The following is an 18,450-nucleotide window of genomic DNA, read 5'->3' as shown; positions in this document are numbered from 1 at the left end:
TGAGAAAATAAATTTAATAAATAATATAAACAGTAAAATAGACAAAATATTAGAAAATAATTTAATATCAAATTTAATTATTATTGCTATAGGTTTTGCTGCAGCATTATCAATTAATACATATTCTTTTATAAAGATTGTTAACTTAATTAATAATATTAATTTTTTAGTAATTTTATAATTAGGTTTTGCTTTTATACATTTTATTTTTTCTATTTTAGTTTGATATTCAATATTAATTCAAAGTTTAATTAAAAAAATATTTTTATAATATTTTATCTTTTTTTATCATTTTAGGCACTGTTTTATTTGATTTATTTTATGTTACAATTTTTAATATTGGATACATATATGCATATTCGCAGTTTTATAATATAAAATATATATTTTCTGTTATCACATTTTTTATAATAATGGCTTTATCATATAATGGTTTTCAAGTATTAAATTCCAAAAGCATTTCAGAGTTTTTTGCCTTTTCTGCTAATATATCTATATTTTCTATTTTAATATTAGTTATACTATTAAGATCATTTGGAAAATATATAGCAATAATTGTATTTTTTATCAAATTTACTATTGGTAGATCATATGATGATATTATATTCTTAATTATTAATATCTTTTTTAAGTTCAATATTTTCTTTTTTGCTGTATATATATTAATAGGAAGATTAAAATTAATATTTCTATATATTTATCAAGAATATTAATGTTTTTTAGTTTATTATTTAATTTGAATAATAAAAAAATACATTTATAACTTTTTCTCTATTTTTGATTATAGGCATTCTTAGTGTTCTTATGCCTTCCTCGGAATTTACATTTAAAGATATAATGTCCGCTGATAATAATTTTATTTTTTTGTTTATACTATTTTAAATAAAAATCTATTTTTAGATATTATATTTTTTATAATGACTGCTTTATAATTTAATGAATATAAAAAATAAAAATTATAAAAATATTTCTGAAGTATTTACTTTCTCTGCCAATATGATTATATAGATCAAAATGATTTAGAAGAATTAGATGATAATTTTGAGATTGACTCTATATATCAAGATATATCTCTTGTAATTGATCAATTATCTTATATTATAGAAAAGATAAATAGTATAGTTTATTATTGTAATGAAGAAGAGTTAATTTCTTCTATAGAAAACAGCTATGATATATGGGAATTTTTTGGAGATGCTTTGCAAAATAATGATTATTATAAATCTTCTGACAAAAGATATGGAGATGATTATATACCTGATTATGATATGGATGCAATAGATATAATTTTTGATAGAGATTTTAAATAAAAAGTTTTAATAAACTATTAATTATATGATAGTTTAATTAATTTTAAACTGTCGGTTTTTTTATGGTTTATATAATTTATTATTTAATGATATTGAATAAAATGCATTAATATGTTAGTATTAAAAACTATTATATTTTTTAGGAGTGTTTTTTATGTTAAATATACAGGAAAAATTTATAAACCTTATGATTGATTTAAAAGTTATATCAGAAGAATCTGAGATTGATAGTTCAAATATAGAATCTTTAGAAAATATTATAAGAGAAACGAAATTATTAATACCTGTTGTAGGTGATTTTAGTTCAGGTAAAAGTACTCTTTTAAATAAATTTATAGGTAAAAATATATTGGCTGTTAATGTATTGCCAGAAACTTCTATTCCTGCTGAACTATATTATAGTGAAAGAGAATACAATATTGCTGTTGATAAAGATGGTAATGAAATAGAAATAGATGATCTAAGTACCGAGAATATACAGAAATATTCTTATGTAAGAAGATATATAAATAGTGATAATTTGAAAAAATAGATCCTATTATATTGGTAGATATGCCGGGGTTTGATTCTCCTTTAGAAAATCACAATAAATCTATAATGAGTTATTTAGATAAAGGTGTTTATTATACGGTGCTTTCAGCTATAGATGCTGGTACTATAAGCAAATCATTGATGACGCAGATAAAAAATATTAGAGGATTTAAAAAAGATTTCTCAATGTTTATAACTAAATCAGAACTTAGAAGTAAAGAAGATTTTAATTCTATTAAAGAAGAAATGATAAAAACTTTAAAACAGGTTTCTTATGATAAAGATATATATAGTATAAGCAGTAAGGATATAAATTTATTTAATGAAGTTATTACTAAATTAGACCCTGAAAATATATGTAAATCTATTTATATTGATTCAATAAAAGAGTTAATATATGAATTAAAATCTTCAATTAATGTTAGAATATCAGCTTTGAAAAAAGATAAAAAAGCAAATGATAAAATTATAGATGATTTAAAAGAGGCTATAAATAAAATAGAATTGAAAAGGGCAAGATTGATAGAAGATGAAAAAAATAAAAACTATGATTCTGAAGTAAATAGTATAGTGCAGGAAGTAGGAAAAGAACTTAATAATAATTTGGATTCATTGGTTAATGCTGCTATGAGAGGAGATTCAGAAGGTTTAAAAGAAGAGATGCTTAATATAATACAGCCTATTATTATAGAAAAAACAAATATTGCTTTGGATAATATTAATGTTAATATAAGCAGAGAAATTTCAGCAGATGTTAAAAGTTTAGATTCTATATTATCAGAATATAATATACCTAATTTTATTCAGAAAATAGAATACAATATAGAGAAATACAAAGATAAAATAAAAATTCCTAAATTAAAAAACACAGGCACAAGTTCAAATACCGTATATAAAACTGTTATGACTACTGCAGCAATATTAACAAGTGTTGTAAATCCGATTATAGAGATTTTAGTAGTATTTTTACCAGAAATAATCAATGTGTGCTTTGGATTTTTAAAAGAAAGACAGCAAAAAGAAGAAATTAAAAATCAGATTATAAGTCAGATTACACATATAAAAAGAGAGCTTAAAGTACAGATAACACAGATATTTAAAGAAAATGCTTCAAAATCTATAGAGGCTATATCAGAATCTTTTGATGAAGAATTAAATAAGAAAAAAGAAGAAATAGAACAAGCTCAGGAAGAATTATCAAGTAAAAAAGATTTAGATGCTTTAATATCTAAACTTCAGGATAATTTGAAAAAAATAGATGAAGTATCAAATGTATTATATAATGAATAAAAAAATTAGGAGTTAATATTATGAATGATATTATTCAAGCAAAAAATAAAATTATAGATATTAAGAAGGCAATAGATAAATTGGCTGATAAGCATAGTGATGACATAGAGTTCGTAGATACTATAAAAAATATAGCAAATGAATGTAAATTTGGAAGTATAGAATCTATAGAGAATGATTTTAATGATACAGTTAATATGGATAGAACTTTAAGAGTAGGTATTGTAGGAAGAGTAAAAGCAGGTAAGTCATCTCTTCTTAATTCTTTATTATTTGACGGAAAAGATATTTTACCTAAAGCAGCTACTCCTATGACAGCAGCTCTTACATATATGCAGTATTCTGATAAAAATTATATTGAAGTGGAATTTGTTACAGAAGATGATATTAAAAACTATAAAAAAGTGCATGATAAATTTGAAGAGCTGCTTAAAGATAGAATCAATAAATTAAAAAATGAATTTAATCAAAATTATATTTCAAATAGTTATTCTTCTGATGAAACTAATATTGAGGAAAGAGCCAGAGAAGAACTTATGCAAGAGAATGGATATTTGGCATCAGGGTATGATAATTATAATGATATAGCAAATACAAGTAAAAGTATATATAATGAAGTTTTATCTAAAGGGGTTGAAAAAATTGATTTTAATAATGTTGAGGATATAGCAGGAAAACTTCAGGATTATGTAGGGGTGGCTGGTAAATATACGCATTTTGTAAAAAGTTTAAATTTGCATATAAAGATAGAAGAGTTAAAAGAGGTGAGTGTTCTTGATACTCCGGGTTTCAATGATCCTGTTGAATCAAGAAATAGAAAAGCGTCAGAACTTCTGCAAAAATGCGAAGTAATATTTATATTAATGCCTTCCACACAAGCATTTACAGCTACAGATAAAGATGTAATTAATAAGATATTAAAAAAAGAGGGTATACAGGAAATATATGTTATTTTAAGCAAGATAGATGATACTTTAAATGGTTCCGATAATTCATATAAGGCAAACGGTGATTTAGAAAAAGCGGTAAAATCTCTGCTTACAAGTCAGTATCAGTATATAAAAAAGAATTTTAAAGATATGGCAGCAAATAATAATGATACTTTTGACTGTATAATAAAAGATATTGAAAACAGAGTATTATATTCTTCAGGTATATGCGACAGTCTTGTAAAAAAATGGGGTAATTGGTCTCAAAATGAAGATACTGTTTTTAAAAATTTTTCAGAGTCTTATCCAGATTATTTTAGCAAATCTGAAAAAGAAACAAGCATACATTGGCTTAATTATTTAGCAAATATTGATAAAGTAAAATCTATATTAAAATCAGTTGCAGATAGAAAAGAAGATATATTAAAGGCTGCTTTAGATAAGTTTGAAGAAAAATATATGAATAATGCTGAAGAGATAAAATCAGAATTAAAAGAATATGTTAAAACAAGAGAAAGAAGATTAAATACTATGGATATAGATGTATTATCTAAGCAGATAAGAGATTTAGAAAAAAAATGCGTAAACTTAGAATCAGATATAAATTATGTGGCTAAAAATACTATTGATACTTGGAAATACGAAGCTATTGACAACGGATTAAGAATATTAAATGATTTTTTTAATGAGGCAAGCGGTAAAATAGAAGGTGCTAAAGGAGAAGAAACTAGATCATGGACTACTGGTATCTTGTGGTGGAAAAAAACTCATTATGATACATATGCAACTGTTAATACAAATCAGGTAATTAATTCTATAAACCTATATAAAAATAAATTTAATGAGCAGATGTATATAACTTTAGGTAATATGTATATTGAGTTTAGAGAGTTAATTATAAGTAAGATATACAATGTTTTTGCAGATAATGGTTTGGAAATGAGAGAAAGTGATATATCCAGATCTGTAAGTGCTATAATCAATGAATATTTAGATAAAAAAGTTACATATACTGAAAATACGCCTCTTGCTCCAAATGGAACTGTATCAGGATATTCTGCAGAGCAATTTATAGCTGAAGCTGACAGATATTTGCAGAAAATGAGAGAAGATTTCAGAACTGTATTTGCTGATGAAAATATCAGCAGTTTGGCTAATAAATTAAAATCCATTGATTTTGGTAAAGAAACTTTAGAAAAACAAAAGTCTGAATTGGAAACTAAAAAAGATGAGGTTCAAAATAAAAAAAGAGCCGAAGAAAAGTGGATTATAATAAAATCTGAAATAGTAAAATTATTTTAAATTAGGATACTCTATATATGAATAATATAATATATATATTTTCTGCTGTAATAATATTTTTGTTAATATTATTGGTATTTTTTTCATTGAAGATGAGAAAATTATCATATTTGAATAATTTAATATCTCAATTAAATAATGATTTAGAAACTAAAAATAAAGAGATTAGTAATTTAAATGCTGATATAGAAAATAAAAGTCAGGATATTGCTAATCTTAATGCTAATTTGGAAAGCAAGAATAAAGAGATTAGTGATTTAAATGCTGATATAGAAAATAAAAGTCAGGACATTGCTAATCTTAATTCCAATTTAGAAAATAAAGATAAAGAGATTAGTAATTTAAATGCTGATATAGAAAATAAAAGTCAGGATATTGCTAATCTTAATTCCAGTTTAGAAAATAAAGATAAAGAGATTAATGATTTAAATGAGGAATTAGAAAATAAAAAGAAAAGTATTCATCAGCTGAATGAAGATTTAGAAGATTTGGAGAATGAAAAAAATAAGTATAAAAAAAATGTTAAAGAATTAAATAGCAAAATTTCAGAATTAGATACAGAAAAACAATCTTTTGATGAAAAATTAAAGAAGGCAGAGAGAGAGTTAGACGATACCAAAGATGAATTAACAGAAGAAAAGAAAGAAAAAGAGAGTATTGGAAATATATTTAAATCTGTATTAAGTATTTTGAATTCCAAATCAGAAGAGAATAAATACTTAAATGAGTTTAGAAATCTAATTGCAAAACCTGATTATAAAAATATGGGTTTGCTATTTTATGAATTAAAAGATATAGAAAATGAATTAGATGAGATAGCAAAAAATCCTATTTTATATACAAGAAATATAGTTTCTATAGGAGGGGCTTTTAGTTCAGGTAAATCATCATTTATAAATACACTGTTTAGCAATGGTAATTATTTTACTTTACCTACAGGAGATGTTCCTGTTACTTCTATACCTGCATATATAATTCACAGTGAAGAAAGCTATATAGAGTGTTTAACTTTAGATAATAAAAAATCAAAGGTTGATAAATCTATATTTGATTTTATATCTGTAAAAAATAGCGTAAGTGAAAATATTGAAACCAGTTTTAATCCTAAAAATGTGATAAAGTATTTTTATATTAATGATAAACTTAAAGTGAGTGTACGTAATATATGTTTTGTTGATACACCAGGATATAATCCTCCCAATGAATCTAAAGAAGATAGAGAAATATCTAAAAAACATATTGTAAATACAAATACACTTATATGGCTGATAAATGTAACAGAAGGAACTATAACAAAAACTGATATACAGTTTTTAAAAGAAATATTATCTATTAATCCTAAAATTAAAATGTTTATTATTATTAACCGTTCTGATACTAGAGATGATAAACAAATAAAAGAAATATGTAATCAAGTTGATAAAGAATTACAAAAGCATAAAATAAGCGTTGTAGGAATATCACCTTATACTTCGCATTATAAGAAATTAGAATCCAATGAGCATTATTACCATAATTTTAAATATGGTATATCATTACCTGATTTTTTGAAAGATTTAAATAAAAAAAATAATGATAAATATGAATCTATTAAAAACAATATTGATAATATTTTTATTAATTATAGAGAGAAATTTCAATATGATATAGAAATATTAAATAATTATAAAAAGGAATTATTATCTGTGAATAATAAATATATATCAAATATGTCTTATGTAAAAAGTTTAGTTTCTAAATATAGAGGTTTAGTTCCTTATGAACGTATAAAAAATGATAAAGGCATTGACACTAATATTAGAGAAAACACTAAAGATATTAATGAAAATATTAATAATATCAAAAAAAATGTAGAAAATAAAATTAAAGAGTATGAATTGTATATAAATAATTCCTATAAAATTTATTATGATATAATAAAATGTATAAATAATATATTTTCTATTAAATCATAATTTTTTCTTATAATATTTTTTTACTATATTAATCATTTTTTTATCATGCATAGCTTCAGCATATTCTAAAACATTGTAGCTTTCTTTTATACTTCTGCCATAGTCATTATCAGGTTTCATTTTTATATTTAAATCAACACCATTTTTAAATAAATATTCAGCAACTTCATAAGAGCCTTGATCTATAGCATGATATATTGCAGTGTAGTTCATATCATTAGGATAATAGTTCACATCAGCACCATTTTCAACTAATGCCTTAACTATTTCTAAATTACCAACGCTTGCAGCAATTGCTATAGGAGGATCATCATCAGCAAATTTTGTATCCAAATCAGCACCATTATCTTTTAAAAGTTTAACTACTTTAGGAACAGAGCCTGCAAGTATAGTAGCAGGAGCAACTCCGCTGTTATTTGTAGCATTTACATCGGCACCATTTTCTATTAAAAGTTTTGAAGCTTCATAAGGATTTTGTCCTGTAACAGCCCAAAGTAATGGAGTATCCCCATTATCATCGGCTTTTCCATTAACATCTATTCCGTTATCTATTAAATATTGCATTATATTAATATTGCCTTTTTCAGAAGCATAAATAAGTGCAGATGCTCCCCAAGACGATTTTTCATTTATATCTGCATTATTTTCTAGTAATAGATTAAACATTTCTTCATTGCCATTTTCGCATGCAATCATAATCATATTTTTGCCGTCTTTATTTTTTATATTTATATCAGAATTATTTTCTATTAATAATTTTGCTATCTCTATATTATCAGTTCTTACAGATTCCATTAAAGCATTAAATCCGTCGCCTGCTCTTAAATTAACCAAAGCCCCATTATCAATCAATGCTTTTGCTATATCATAATGCCCATATGATGAGGCTATCATTAAAGGAGTTGTATTAGTATAATGTGTAATATTGCCTATGAGAATTTCATCTTTTGACTGAGCATTTATACCGCCGTCATTTATTAATTCAATTATCTCAGCGATGCCTGTTTTATTTTTATTCTTTTCTAATAGTTTTGATAATTCATCACTTGGCATTCTTATTTCATTTGTCATTGATGTGTTTTTTAATTGTATATTATCTTTTATTTTGTCATTATTGCTTTCATTTATTTGATTTGAATATAGTGATGTAATTACTGTCAATAATATAATTATAATTTTATTTTTCATTTTAAACCTCTTAAAAATATAGAGTATTATAATATCATAAAACTTATAATTATCAATAGGGATATATGGTATAATAGACTTGTTTCATAATTAATTTTTTGAGTAAATATTTTAAATTTTTTAGCCATGATATGAAGCTTTATACAAATTATTCTGTATACAATATCTATGTGTAATCGTTATAAGAATAACAAACATTGCATATTATTATGAAACAAATCTAGTATCCTTAATTATAAAGCTGCATTTAAAGAATCTATATCGAATACAGGGAATGTTTCAATATCAGGAGTTATTTTTTTACTCATTCCTATTAATACCTTACCAGGACCGCATTCATATATTTTTGTAATGCCTTGTTTTTGCATATTAATCATGCTGTCATACCATCTTACAGTTGAAAACATTTGTTTATATAGATTATCTTTTATTGAATCAAACACATGCACTTCAGCTGTAACATTAGACATTACTTTATTATCATTATTATGAAACTCTATTTTTTCTAAAAATTCTTTTAGGCTTTCAGCTGCAGGCTTCATAAATGGAGAGTGAAAAGCCCCAGAAACTTTTAGAGGCATAACTCTTTTAGCACCAGCTTCCTGAAGTTTTGGAGTAACAGCCTCTATAGCACTTAATAAACCAGATATAACTATTTGATCTTTTAAATTGTAATTAGCAGCAACAACCTCTTTATTTTCAGGCATACATTTAGCAACGTCATCATAACTTAATCCAAGTACTGCGGCCATTCCGTAAGGAGCATCCGCACCTGCTTTAGCCATTAAAAGTCCTCTAGTTCTTGCAATCTTTACTGCATCTTCAAATGATATATATCCTGCAGCAGATAGAGCAGTAATTTCTCCTAAACTATGTCCTGCAAATAGATTTCCTTTTACTCCTTTTGATTTTAATGCCTCATAAGCAGCCATACCTACTGTTACTAGAGCAGGCTGAGTATTTTCTGTTTTTTTAAGATCTTCTTCGCTGCCTTCAAAACATAATGCTTTTATATCAACATCATCTAAAATATTAGCAGCTTTATCAAATATTGCTTTGGATTCAGATACATTATCATATAAAGACTTTCCCATACCTACGCATTGAGAACCTTGACCTGGAAATAGAAATGCTGTATTTGACATATTTATTCTCCTTTTTTATACTATATTTTTTAATTAACTTAGTTAACAGAATATTAACAAAAAAGTTAAGTTTTATCAAGTATTTAATTTTATTTTGATGAAGCGAATATAAGTTATATAATTTTATTAAAAGTTACAATATTCTAATCTGTAAACAACAATTTATATTTGAATGATTGACATTTTATTTTAAATTCATTATCCTTTTGCAGTAAAAATTAAATAGTTTGGGGTAATAAAATGAATATCAGTAATGAAAAAAAATCTAAATATATGATAATAGAAGGAATAGTATCTGTTATTATAAATGTATTATTATTTGCTTTTAAATATATAGTAGGACTTTTGACAGGTTCATTATCTATTATGGCTGATGCTTGGCATTCATTAAGCGACTGTATAAGCAGCATTATTGTTATAATAGGCGGTATTTTTTCAAAAAGACCTCCAGATAAAGAACATCCTTTTGGACATGGAAGAATAGAATTGATAACTAGCTTTATAGTGGGTATTATGCTTGTATTTATTGGATACAGTTTTTTCTCTGAAGCTGTAAAAAATATTATGAATAAAAAAACAGCTTCATTTACTATGATAGCTATAATTGCTATGATAGTTTCTATTTTGATTAAAGAAATCTTAGCTCAGTATTCATTTTGGGGTTATAGAAAATCAGGTTCTAAATCTTTATATGCTGACGGATGGCATCATAGAAGCGACAGTGTTACATCTATAATAATATTAGTCGGAATATTGTTTGGAAAAAGTTTTTGGTGGATTGATGGGGTTCTAAGTATATTGGTTTCGCTTGTAATATTTTATGCTGCTTTTGATGTTATAAAGTCTAGTATAAAACCTCTTATAGGGGAGTATCCTTCAGAAGATGTAATTAAAAATATTAATGATATAGCAAAAGAACTTAATATTAATAATGATTCTATTAATTTACATCACTTTCATATACATACTTACGGAGATCATAGCGAAATAACTTTTCACATGCGTTTCCCAAAAGACATGACTGTTTTTGATGCACATGAAAAAGTTACAGTTTTTGAAAATGCTATAAGAACTAAATTGGGAATAGAACCCACTATACATATAGAGGCTTATAGATAATTTTTATTATATTGGTCTTTAATAGTACTATTCTTCTATATCATAATTAAATAATTTTTGTGTTATAAATAATATATTTTTTATTTATAATACAAAATTGTTTAATTAAAACATATAAAAAAATATATAAAAATCATGTCTAGTTAACATACTTAATAAATTTATAATACAAACTTTCGATAATATTCTTATATAATTTTTAATATATTTACAAAGGCTTTATTATGTATAATGATACTTCTGTTAAAAACAAATTTTCTGATTTTCTTGAAGAGTTTTGTGATTATTTGCAGACTTTAAATTTTGCGGCACATACTATTAACAGCTATAATAAAGATTTAAAAGAATATGTGAAATTTTTGGAAATTAAGAATATATCAATAGAAGAAGCGGATCATTATGCAGTAAGAGATTATTTGAGATTTTTAAAAAATAAAGGATTAACTAATTCAACTACTTCAAGACACTTATCTTCTATAAAGAAGTTTTATAAATATTTAATAAGAAACGGATTTTCTGACAAAAGAAGAATAGTTGATATGAAAAGTCCCAAGAGGGAAGAGCATATAGCAAAATTTTTATCTATATCAGATATAGATAGTATATTAAATATAGATGATAATGGAGAGTTTACGCTGCTAAGAGATAAAATGATGGCGTTATTTATGTATACTATAGGATTAAGGGTATCTGAATTGGCTTCTTTAAGACTTAGTATGATAAAAAAAGGCTCTGAAACTTTAAGAGTATGCGGCAAAGGCTCTAAGGTTAGGGATATTCCTCTTCTTCCAATAATATACGAAAATTGGGATATATATATGGAAAAAAGAAGAGTGATTCAAAAAGAATATGGTGAAACTAATGATTATATATTTATAAACAGATTCGGAAAACCTATAAGTGATAGAAGTATAAGAACATCTATGAAACGCTTAATTAGAAATTCTAATATATCAATAGATTTTTCTCCTCATACATTAAGACATACATTCGCTACACATCTGCTTAATAATGATGCTGAAATTAGAGGTGTTCAGGAATTATTAGGGCATGAAACAATAGCAACTACCCAAAGATATACTCATGTTACTAATTCAAGATTATTTGAAGTTTATAATAAATTTCATCCTCATTCAAATAATTAAGTATAATTAATTATTTTTATACTTTTTTTGATTTTTAATACTTCTAAGATGAAGATAAACAGTGTGATGGGATATATGCAAATAATTCGATACAATCTGCACAGCTTCTTTAAACTCAAATATTCCCTGACTGAATAATTTTTTTATTATTGTTTTATTATAAACAGAAACTCCAACTTCTTCTCTGTCTACTCCTATAATAACCTTTTTTATAGCTTCTAATATTATTTCTTCAGATCTATTATTAGATTTCTCTTTACTTGTGCTTATATTTTCTGGTATGAATGCATTAAATATATTAATTACAGATATGTCAAAATGCCAATTAATGCACATCATCCCAATAGGTACTCCATAACTATTTTTTACTATTGTGTAATTTAATTTATTGCATTCTCCAGTTACTGATTGTATGAAATTGTTTTTATAATTTTCATTACTTGATAGTATTTCAAGCATTACGGTTTTATCAATATCAGATATTTGAGAGCCGACTCTTTTATTTGATAGATGTTCATTTACTATATGAATAATACTGCATTGTTCATTTTCAAAAGAGTATAAGATAATTTCTACATTTGCACCTAAATAACTAGCTAAAGACTGAGATAATATTTTATAAGAGTTAAGTATAGCAAGATCTTCTTTGGTGTATTCGTAGTTGTTATCCATCTTTCCTCCGCTTTCTTTAAATATATTACTATCCATATTTATAAATATAATAATTTTTTTGGTTTTTCCAACATTTTTTACTGTAAAATCTTTCATTTATTCTATTTATTATATATAATATCAAATAGAATGGATTTATTATATTTACGGATTATTTATGGAAATAAATTTAGATAATTATTCGGAAATAGAATTAGAAAAACTTAAAAATTATAAAGAATTATTTTTCAAAGATAAAATAGAAATAATTTCTAAAAATGAGAATGGTGTTATAAGTGTAATACCATATAATAAAATAGACTTTATTTTTGATAATGACATTCAAAATAATATTTTATTTAATAATTCAAAATATTATATATACAGTTCATATCTTGAAATGATAAAATTTTTTATAAATCCTTCAGAACTTAATAATAAAGATTATTTTTATTCTATTTTCACAAACTGCAAAGATTCTATAAAGGAAGTTTCGGATAAAGAAGGTGCAATGATAGAAGAGATTTTATCAATTACGCCTTATGAAAGAGTTGAACATATAAAGAAGTTAATAAAATCTCTTGAAGCAGAAGAATCTAGAGAGAAATTTACATGCAAGGCTGCTGGAATTATAGGTGAGATATTAATAAAATTGGGATTGATAAATAGGATAAATGTTATTGGGGATATTAATAATGATTCTAAATTTGACAGTAAGGTATATAATATAAATTATGAAGATTTAATAAGAAGTGCGGCTGAAAGTGTTTTTGTTATGCTTAATAAGAATTATGAAAAGGATAATATATTTAGAGATGTTATCGGATTTACTGGATATAATATAATAGATCACAGCAATAGACTTTTTATTAACACTATGGAATTTATGATATTTTATAATAAAAATATCAATATGGGAATGCTTTCAAAAATAAGAGCAAAATGGAAAAATGAGTTTATGCCTTATTATCTTAAAATCGCAAAAAAATATAAATTTATTAAAGATATCAGCAAATTAGATAATATATTTAAATTGGGAATAAGACAGTTTGATAATATGGAAATAATCAATATGTCAATAGCCGCATTACTGCATGATATTACTTTAACTGAAACAGTTAATTATTTGCCTATAGAAAGTTTTAATATTAATAATGAATTATATTCGCATTCAATAAAATCATATAACTATCTAAAATATTCTATATCTCATAATCAGGATATAAATTTATCTGTTGGAGTTCATCATGAATATTATGGATACGGATATGGTTTGGCTATGACTTTATATGAAGCAATGAAATCTAAAAGACCTAATTTTGAATATCAGTATTTAATCAGTTTTGATTCTAAAGATGTATTAAATTTAACTGCATCTGTGTATTATCCTGCTAAAATTTTAGAGATATTAGATATATATGATTTGCTTAAATATAAATATGAAGTTTGTTTTAATGAGATTAATACTAATATTGATATAGTTAATTATATGTATGACAATTTCTTAAAAGATGAAGTTAAGATAGATTATATATTATTTACAATTTTCCAAAAATATTTAACAGATTTTAAAGATTATTAATTTTTAAAGGTTTTTATTTATGAAACATATATTTTTTGTTTTATTTATTTTTAGTATTATTATATTTTCTGCATCATGTTCTAAAAATAATAATAAATCCGATATTGTTCCAGTAGATTCTCCAAAATCTTTTTCTGTATTGGGATTCTGTGTTACAGCTCCTGATAATTCCCTAAATGTTAAATATGCAATTGTTAATAAAACAGTAGCAGAGGTAAATTTTGATTATATGAATGATAATTATTATTACAGAGCAGCTAGAAATTTGGATGAATTATTATCTTTTTATGAATATATTAATGATGATGATAAAATAATTTCTGATGAAGAAACTGGTATTAAAATTACAATAAAAAGAAATAATGAAAATAATTCAATTGCATTTTGGAATGTTAATAATATAAATTATTCTTTATATAGTGATAATAAAGATGATAATATAGAGGCTTTATCTTTAGAACTTATGAAAAGTAAAGCTATAAAGTAAATTAATATTTAATTAACTCTTCCAGATTCAAGCAATCTTTTAATATTTTCATTAGTTGAATTTTTTACTAAATTTATTGCATTATTATCCATTGAAGCATTATTTGTTATAAGCATTCTGCATATTTCATAATTATTATTTTCTATAGCCATGCATAAAGGTGTATATCCTTTTTCTGAATCTTTAATATCTATATATACATTATTTGATAATAGGTTTTCAAGTATTGATATATTATTATTTTTTACAGCAATATGTATAGGAGCATATCCGTTATGAACATTGTCTAAATCTGATTTTGCGTTTATGAGTATATTTGCTATATCAGTATTATTATTTTCAACTGCAATATTTAATGCATTCTGATTATCATTATTAAGTATATTTACATCAGCATTATTTCTTATTAGATTGTCTATAATACTGATATAATCTTTGGATTTATGAGCATTCATTACAGCCAAATGCAAAGCTGTATTGCCGTTTTCATCTTTTATATTAGGATTGGCTCTTGCCATAAGTAAAGAATTTACACTTTCTTTAATTCTGTATGAATTATTCTCTATAGCATAATGCAGAGGAGTTTTAAAATTTGAATTTGTATTATTAACATTTGCCCTTAATTTTATAAGTTCATTAAGTGCTTCAACAGAACCCTCTCCAACAGCATAATGCATCATTGTATTTGTATCTTTAGTGTCAACATCTATACCTAGGTTTTTAACTAAATAATTTATATTTGCTACATTATTTCCTAACACAGCGGATTTTATTAATGATATAACATCTTCGCTGTTCATAAGCAAATATATATTTTTGTTTAAGTATAATTCTAAAATTCTAGGATTTGAATATTTTGAAGCTATGAATTCACTTTTTGTTTTGTTCATCATTTGAAAATTTATATTAGCTCCGTATCCAATTAATAGCTTTACAATATCAAAGTTATTATTTACAGCTGCAATATCCATAGCAGAGTAATATGAAGCATCTATAGAATTATTATTAGGCATATTCATTTTTGCATTGCTTGGTAAAAGTATATTAAAATCTGTGTATGGAGAATTCTTCAAAGCCTTTATAGAATCTATTTTATTATTTTCAGCAGCTATATGTATAAGAGAGTAGCCTCTTTCATCTGTTATGTTAGGACTTACATTTTGATTAAGAAGAGCCTGAATTTTTTTTACGTCGCCGTATTTCACTGCTAATATCATACTATTTTCATTTTCTGTTGCAGCATATATAGATGCTGATATGATATTTAATATAAGTGTAAATATAATAATTTTTTTTATTGTCATTTTTAATCATCCTATTTATTTTTATAGTATCATATATAATAATCGTTTTTATATTCCATATAATTATAACTTTTTTGTGATAAATTAGTGTTATTATTTTTTAAATAAATGTTAAAAATATTGAAAAATAGAAAAATATAATATATACTTATTCTAATCCTTAGGAGGTTTTTTAATGGCTAGTATAGATAGAGAAAGAGCATTAGAGTTATTTAAGAAATATAATGATGAACATTCTTTATTTAAGCATGCTTTATCAGTTGAAGCTGTTATGAGATATTTTGCTAAAAAGAGCGGAGAAGATGAGGATGAATGGGGAATGGTAGGATTTCTGCATGATATGGATTATGAAAAATACCCTGATGAGCATTGCATTAAAGTTAAAGAGATACTGGAGTCTGAGGGGCTGCCTGAAGGTTTTATAAGGGCTATACAAAGTCATGGCTATGGATTATGTACTGATATAGAGCCTATAACTAATATGGAGAAAACTTTATATGCTGTTGATGAGCTTGCAGGTTTTATTACAGCTTGTGCTTTAGTCAGACCTTCAAAGAGTTTAGATGATTTGGAAGTAAAATCGGTTAAGAAAAAATTAAAAGATAAGGCATTTGCAGCAAAGGTAGACAGAACAGTTATAAATAAAGGTGCTGAGATGTTGGGAGTGCCTATTGATGATTTAATAAAAGAAACTATAGAAGCTCTTATTCCTGTACAGGAGAGTATAGGGCTTAAAAAAATTTCATAAATTTAAAGTATTGATGGAATTGAATTATGAGCAGAATAAAAATACTTACAATAGTAGATATGCAAAATGATTATATGGAAGGCGGTCCTATGGCCGTTAAGGGAGCCAGTAAACTTGTTCCAGTGATAAACGATCTTATCAAGAACGGCGAATATGATGCTATAATTGCAACACAGGATTGGCATCCGTCCAATCATATATCTTTTGCTTCTACTCATGGAAAAGAACCTTTTTCTAAGGTAAAAGTTATAGATCAGGATACTGGAGATGAAGAGTCTTTAACTTTATGGCCTCGTCATTGCGTTGCTAGAACTTATGGTTCTGCAATAGTTGATGGTTTAAGAAAAAAGAGGGATTATATATATGTTCAGAAGGGCGTTGATCCTGATGATGAGGGTAATTCTGGTTTTTCTTATATGCATAAAGAATTTATAGATGCCGCCAGAGAAAATAAAGAAACATTAATATTAGATTTTGTAGGAGTTTCTCTTGATTACTGCGTATTTTATACGGCTAGAGATACGGCAGAATATGTAGCTTCTATTGATGCTGAGTATTTAGTAAGTGTTAATGTTCTTGAATATGCTTCCGTTGCTGTTAATCCTGAGGCTATAGAAGGTTTGTATTCATCTTGTCCTATTATTAATCTTAAAAAGGTTAAACTGTGAATATAGTAAGGCTTGATAAAAAAGAAGATAATGATAAGGCATATATATATAAAAGCCCAATAGGTGATTTGATACTTTCAGTTGATAATACTTCAAAATATATTACTTCATTAGGTTTTCATATAATAGATAATATAAAAATTTTATATGATGAACCTTCTGTTATAAAAAAAGCAAAAAAAGAATTAGATGGGTATTTTTCAAAAAGATTGAAACTATTTTCTATTCCTTTAGCATTGTACGGAACAGATTTTCAATATAATGTTTGGCTTGAAACTTATAAAATACCTTTTGGAAATATTGTAACTTATTCTGATATATCCAAAAAAGTTTCTGATAGCAGGGGAAGCATATCGCGTGCTGTTGGAAATGCTGAAGGAAAAAATAATATAGCTATAATAATACCTTGTCATAGGGTAGTGGGGGCAAATAAAAAATTAACAGGATATGCAGGCGGATTGGATAAGAAAGAATATTTATTAAGGCATGAAGGCTTTAATATTATAAATTCTAAAATTAAATAGGTTTTTATATGCTTAAAAAAACTTATAAAACTAACAGACTATTTCTTGTACAGCCTAATATTAATATGGCTGAAGAAATAGTTAATTTTTACAGCAGAAATAAAGATTTTTTTATAGATTTTGATCCTTACAGAGCAGATGCATTTTATAAAGTTTCTACTCATAGAGATATTATTAAAAGAGAGCTTGAAGAAATTAAATGCGGAAGAATGTTAAAATTTTGGATATACAAAATAGAAGATAAAAATAGAATCATAGGAATGATTAACTTTGCAAATATTTTTAAGGGTGCTTTTTTATCATCTACAGTAGGCTATAAATTAGATGAGTATGAACAGCATAAAGGATATATGACAGAAGCCTTGCATGCAGCAATAGTAATAGTATTTAAGGAAATTAAGCTTCACAGAATAGAGGCTAATATAATGCCGCATAATAAACCTTCAATAGATCTTGTTAAAAGATTAGGTTTTGAATATGAGGGGCTTGCTAAAAAGTATTTAAAAATAAACGGCAAATGGGAAGATCATATTCACATGACTATATTAAATGATGAAATTTAAAAAGGCTTT

Annotated in this window: 17 protein-coding genes; 12 read left to right on the top strand and 5 right to left on the bottom strand. The window is 25.0% G+C overall.

Annotated elements, in window-relative coordinates; genetic code table 11:
- Window positions 1-436 precede the first annotated feature (436 nt).
- Window positions 437-571: a hypothetical protein gene (locus Q0J69_RS03815; RefSeq protein WP_297204467.1), complete on the bottom strand. Its 135-nt coding sequence runs from the start codon at window positions 569-571 to the stop codon at window positions 437-439.
- A gap of 893 nt (window positions 572-1,464) precedes the next feature.
- Here Q0J69_RS03815 and Q0J69_RS03810 point away from each other — a divergent pair.
- The 4 genes from Q0J69_RS03810 to Q0J69_RS03795 are packed head-to-tail and all read left to right on the top strand — an operon-like array spanning window position 1,465 to window position 7,317.
- On the top strand, window positions 1,465-1,842 hold the full coding sequence (locus Q0J69_RS03810) for a dynamin family protein (RefSeq protein ID WP_297204465.1): 378 nt from the start codon (window positions 1,465-1,467) through the stop codon (window positions 1,840-1,842).
- Window positions 1,843-1,862: 20 nt separating this feature from the next.
- The gene (locus tag Q0J69_RS03805; RefSeq protein ID WP_297204463.1) at window positions 1,863-3,131 is read left to right on the top strand and encodes a hypothetical protein; all 1,269 of its coding nucleotides are present in this window, start codon (window positions 1,863-1,865) and stop codon (window positions 3,129-3,131) included.
- 20 nt (window positions 3,132-3,151) lie between these two features.
- Entirely contained in the window at window positions 3,152-5,362 is a 2,211-nt protein-coding gene (locus Q0J69_RS03800) for a dynamin family protein (protein WP_297204461.1), read from the top strand.
- A 17-nt stretch (window positions 5,363-5,379) separates the two neighbouring features.
- Window positions 5,380-7,317 (top strand): dynamin family protein, encoded by a 1,938-nt coding sequence (locus Q0J69_RS03795; protein ID WP_297204459.1) that lies wholly within the window; start codon window positions 5,380-5,382, stop codon window positions 7,315-7,317.
- On the opposite strand, the gene Q0J69_RS03790 is transcribed toward Q0J69_RS03795, so the two are convergent.
- Window positions 7,312-8,505, bottom strand: coding sequence for an ankyrin repeat domain-containing protein (locus Q0J69_RS03790; RefSeq protein ID WP_297204457.1), 1,194 nt, complete (start codon window positions 8,503-8,505; stop codon window positions 7,312-7,314). The genes Q0J69_RS03795 and Q0J69_RS03790 overlap by 6 nt on opposite strands.
- A 233-nt stretch (window positions 8,506-8,738) precedes the next feature.
- Complete coding sequence (fabD, locus tag Q0J69_RS03785) at window positions 8,739-9,650, bottom strand: ACP S-malonyltransferase (protein WP_297204455.1); 912 nt, start codon at window positions 9,648-9,650, stop codon at window positions 8,739-8,741.
- Window positions 9,651-9,890: 240 nt separating this feature from the next.
- Here fabD and Q0J69_RS03780 point away from each other — a divergent pair, with 240 nt between their 5' ends.
- Both Q0J69_RS03780 and Q0J69_RS03775 read left to right on the top strand, forming a co-directional pair.
- Window positions 9,891-10,769, top strand: coding sequence for a cation diffusion facilitator family transporter (locus tag Q0J69_RS03780; RefSeq protein ID WP_297204453.1), 879 nt, complete (start codon window positions 9,891-9,893; stop codon window positions 10,767-10,769).
- 224 nt (window positions 10,770-10,993) lie between these two features.
- Window positions 10,994-11,914, top strand: a complete 921-nt coding sequence (locus tag Q0J69_RS03775; protein ID WP_297204451.1) for a tyrosine-type recombinase/integrase — start codon at window positions 10,994-10,996, stop codon at window positions 11,912-11,914.
- 6 nt (window positions 11,915-11,920) lie between these two features.
- On the opposite strand, the gene Q0J69_RS03770 is transcribed toward Q0J69_RS03775, so the two are convergent.
- Window positions 11,921-12,682, bottom strand: a complete 762-nt coding sequence (locus Q0J69_RS03770; protein WP_297204449.1) for a PAS domain-containing protein — start codon at window positions 12,680-12,682, stop codon at window positions 11,921-11,923.
- A 61-nt stretch (window positions 12,683-12,743) separates the two neighbouring features.
- On the opposite strand from Q0J69_RS03770, the gene Q0J69_RS03765 reads away from it, so the two are divergent.
- Both Q0J69_RS03765 and Q0J69_RS03760 read left to right on the top strand, forming a co-directional pair.
- The gene (locus Q0J69_RS03765) at window positions 12,744-14,147 is read left to right on the top strand and encodes a hypothetical protein (protein ID WP_297204447.1); all 1,404 of its coding nucleotides are present in this window, start codon (window positions 12,744-12,746) and stop codon (window positions 14,145-14,147) included.
- A gap of 19 nt (window positions 14,148-14,166) precedes the next feature.
- Window positions 14,167-14,634, top strand: coding sequence for a hypothetical protein (locus Q0J69_RS03760; RefSeq protein ID WP_297204445.1), 468 nt, complete (start codon window positions 14,167-14,169; stop codon window positions 14,632-14,634).
- 8 nt (window positions 14,635-14,642) lie between these two features.
- Here Q0J69_RS03760 and Q0J69_RS03755 read toward each other — a convergent pair whose 3' ends face one another.
- Window positions 14,643-15,932: an ankyrin repeat domain-containing protein gene (locus Q0J69_RS03755; RefSeq protein WP_297204723.1), complete on the bottom strand. Its 1,290-nt coding sequence runs from the start codon at window positions 15,930-15,932 to the stop codon at window positions 14,643-14,645.
- Window positions 15,933-16,113: 181 nt separating this feature from the next.
- On the opposite strand from Q0J69_RS03755, the gene Q0J69_RS03750 reads away from it, so the two are divergent.
- The 4 genes from Q0J69_RS03750 to Q0J69_RS03735 are packed head-to-tail and all read left to right on the top strand — an operon-like array spanning window position 16,114 to window position 18,441.
- A complete protein-coding gene (locus tag Q0J69_RS03750; protein ID WP_297204443.1) occupies window positions 16,114-16,686 on the top strand; it encodes an HD domain-containing protein in 573 nt (190 codons plus the stop codon).
- Between the two features lie 26 nt (window positions 16,687-16,712).
- The gene (locus Q0J69_RS03745; RefSeq protein WP_297204442.1) at window positions 16,713-17,354 is read left to right on the top strand and encodes an isochorismatase family protein; all 642 of its coding nucleotides are present in this window, start codon (window positions 16,713-16,715) and stop codon (window positions 17,352-17,354) included.
- Complete coding sequence (locus Q0J69_RS03740) at window positions 17,351-17,878, top strand: methylated-DNA--[protein]-cysteine S-methyltransferase (RefSeq protein WP_297204441.1); 528 nt, start codon at window positions 17,351-17,353, stop codon at window positions 17,876-17,878. The genes Q0J69_RS03745 and Q0J69_RS03740 overlap by 4 nt, the downstream gene beginning before the upstream one ends.
- Before the next feature lie 8 nt (window positions 17,879-17,886).
- Complete coding sequence (locus tag Q0J69_RS03735; RefSeq protein WP_297204440.1) at window positions 17,887-18,441, top strand: GNAT family N-acetyltransferase; 555 nt, start codon at window positions 17,887-17,889, stop codon at window positions 18,439-18,441.
- Window positions 18,442-18,450 lie beyond the last annotated feature (9 nt).

The organism is uncultured Brachyspira sp. (assembly GCF_944388875.1).
GTDB lineage: Bacteria > Spirochaetota > Brachyspiria > Brachyspirales > Brachyspiraceae > Brachyspira.
Note: the sequence above shows the minus strand (reverse complement) of the source record. Positions and strands in the feature narration are given on the sequence as shown.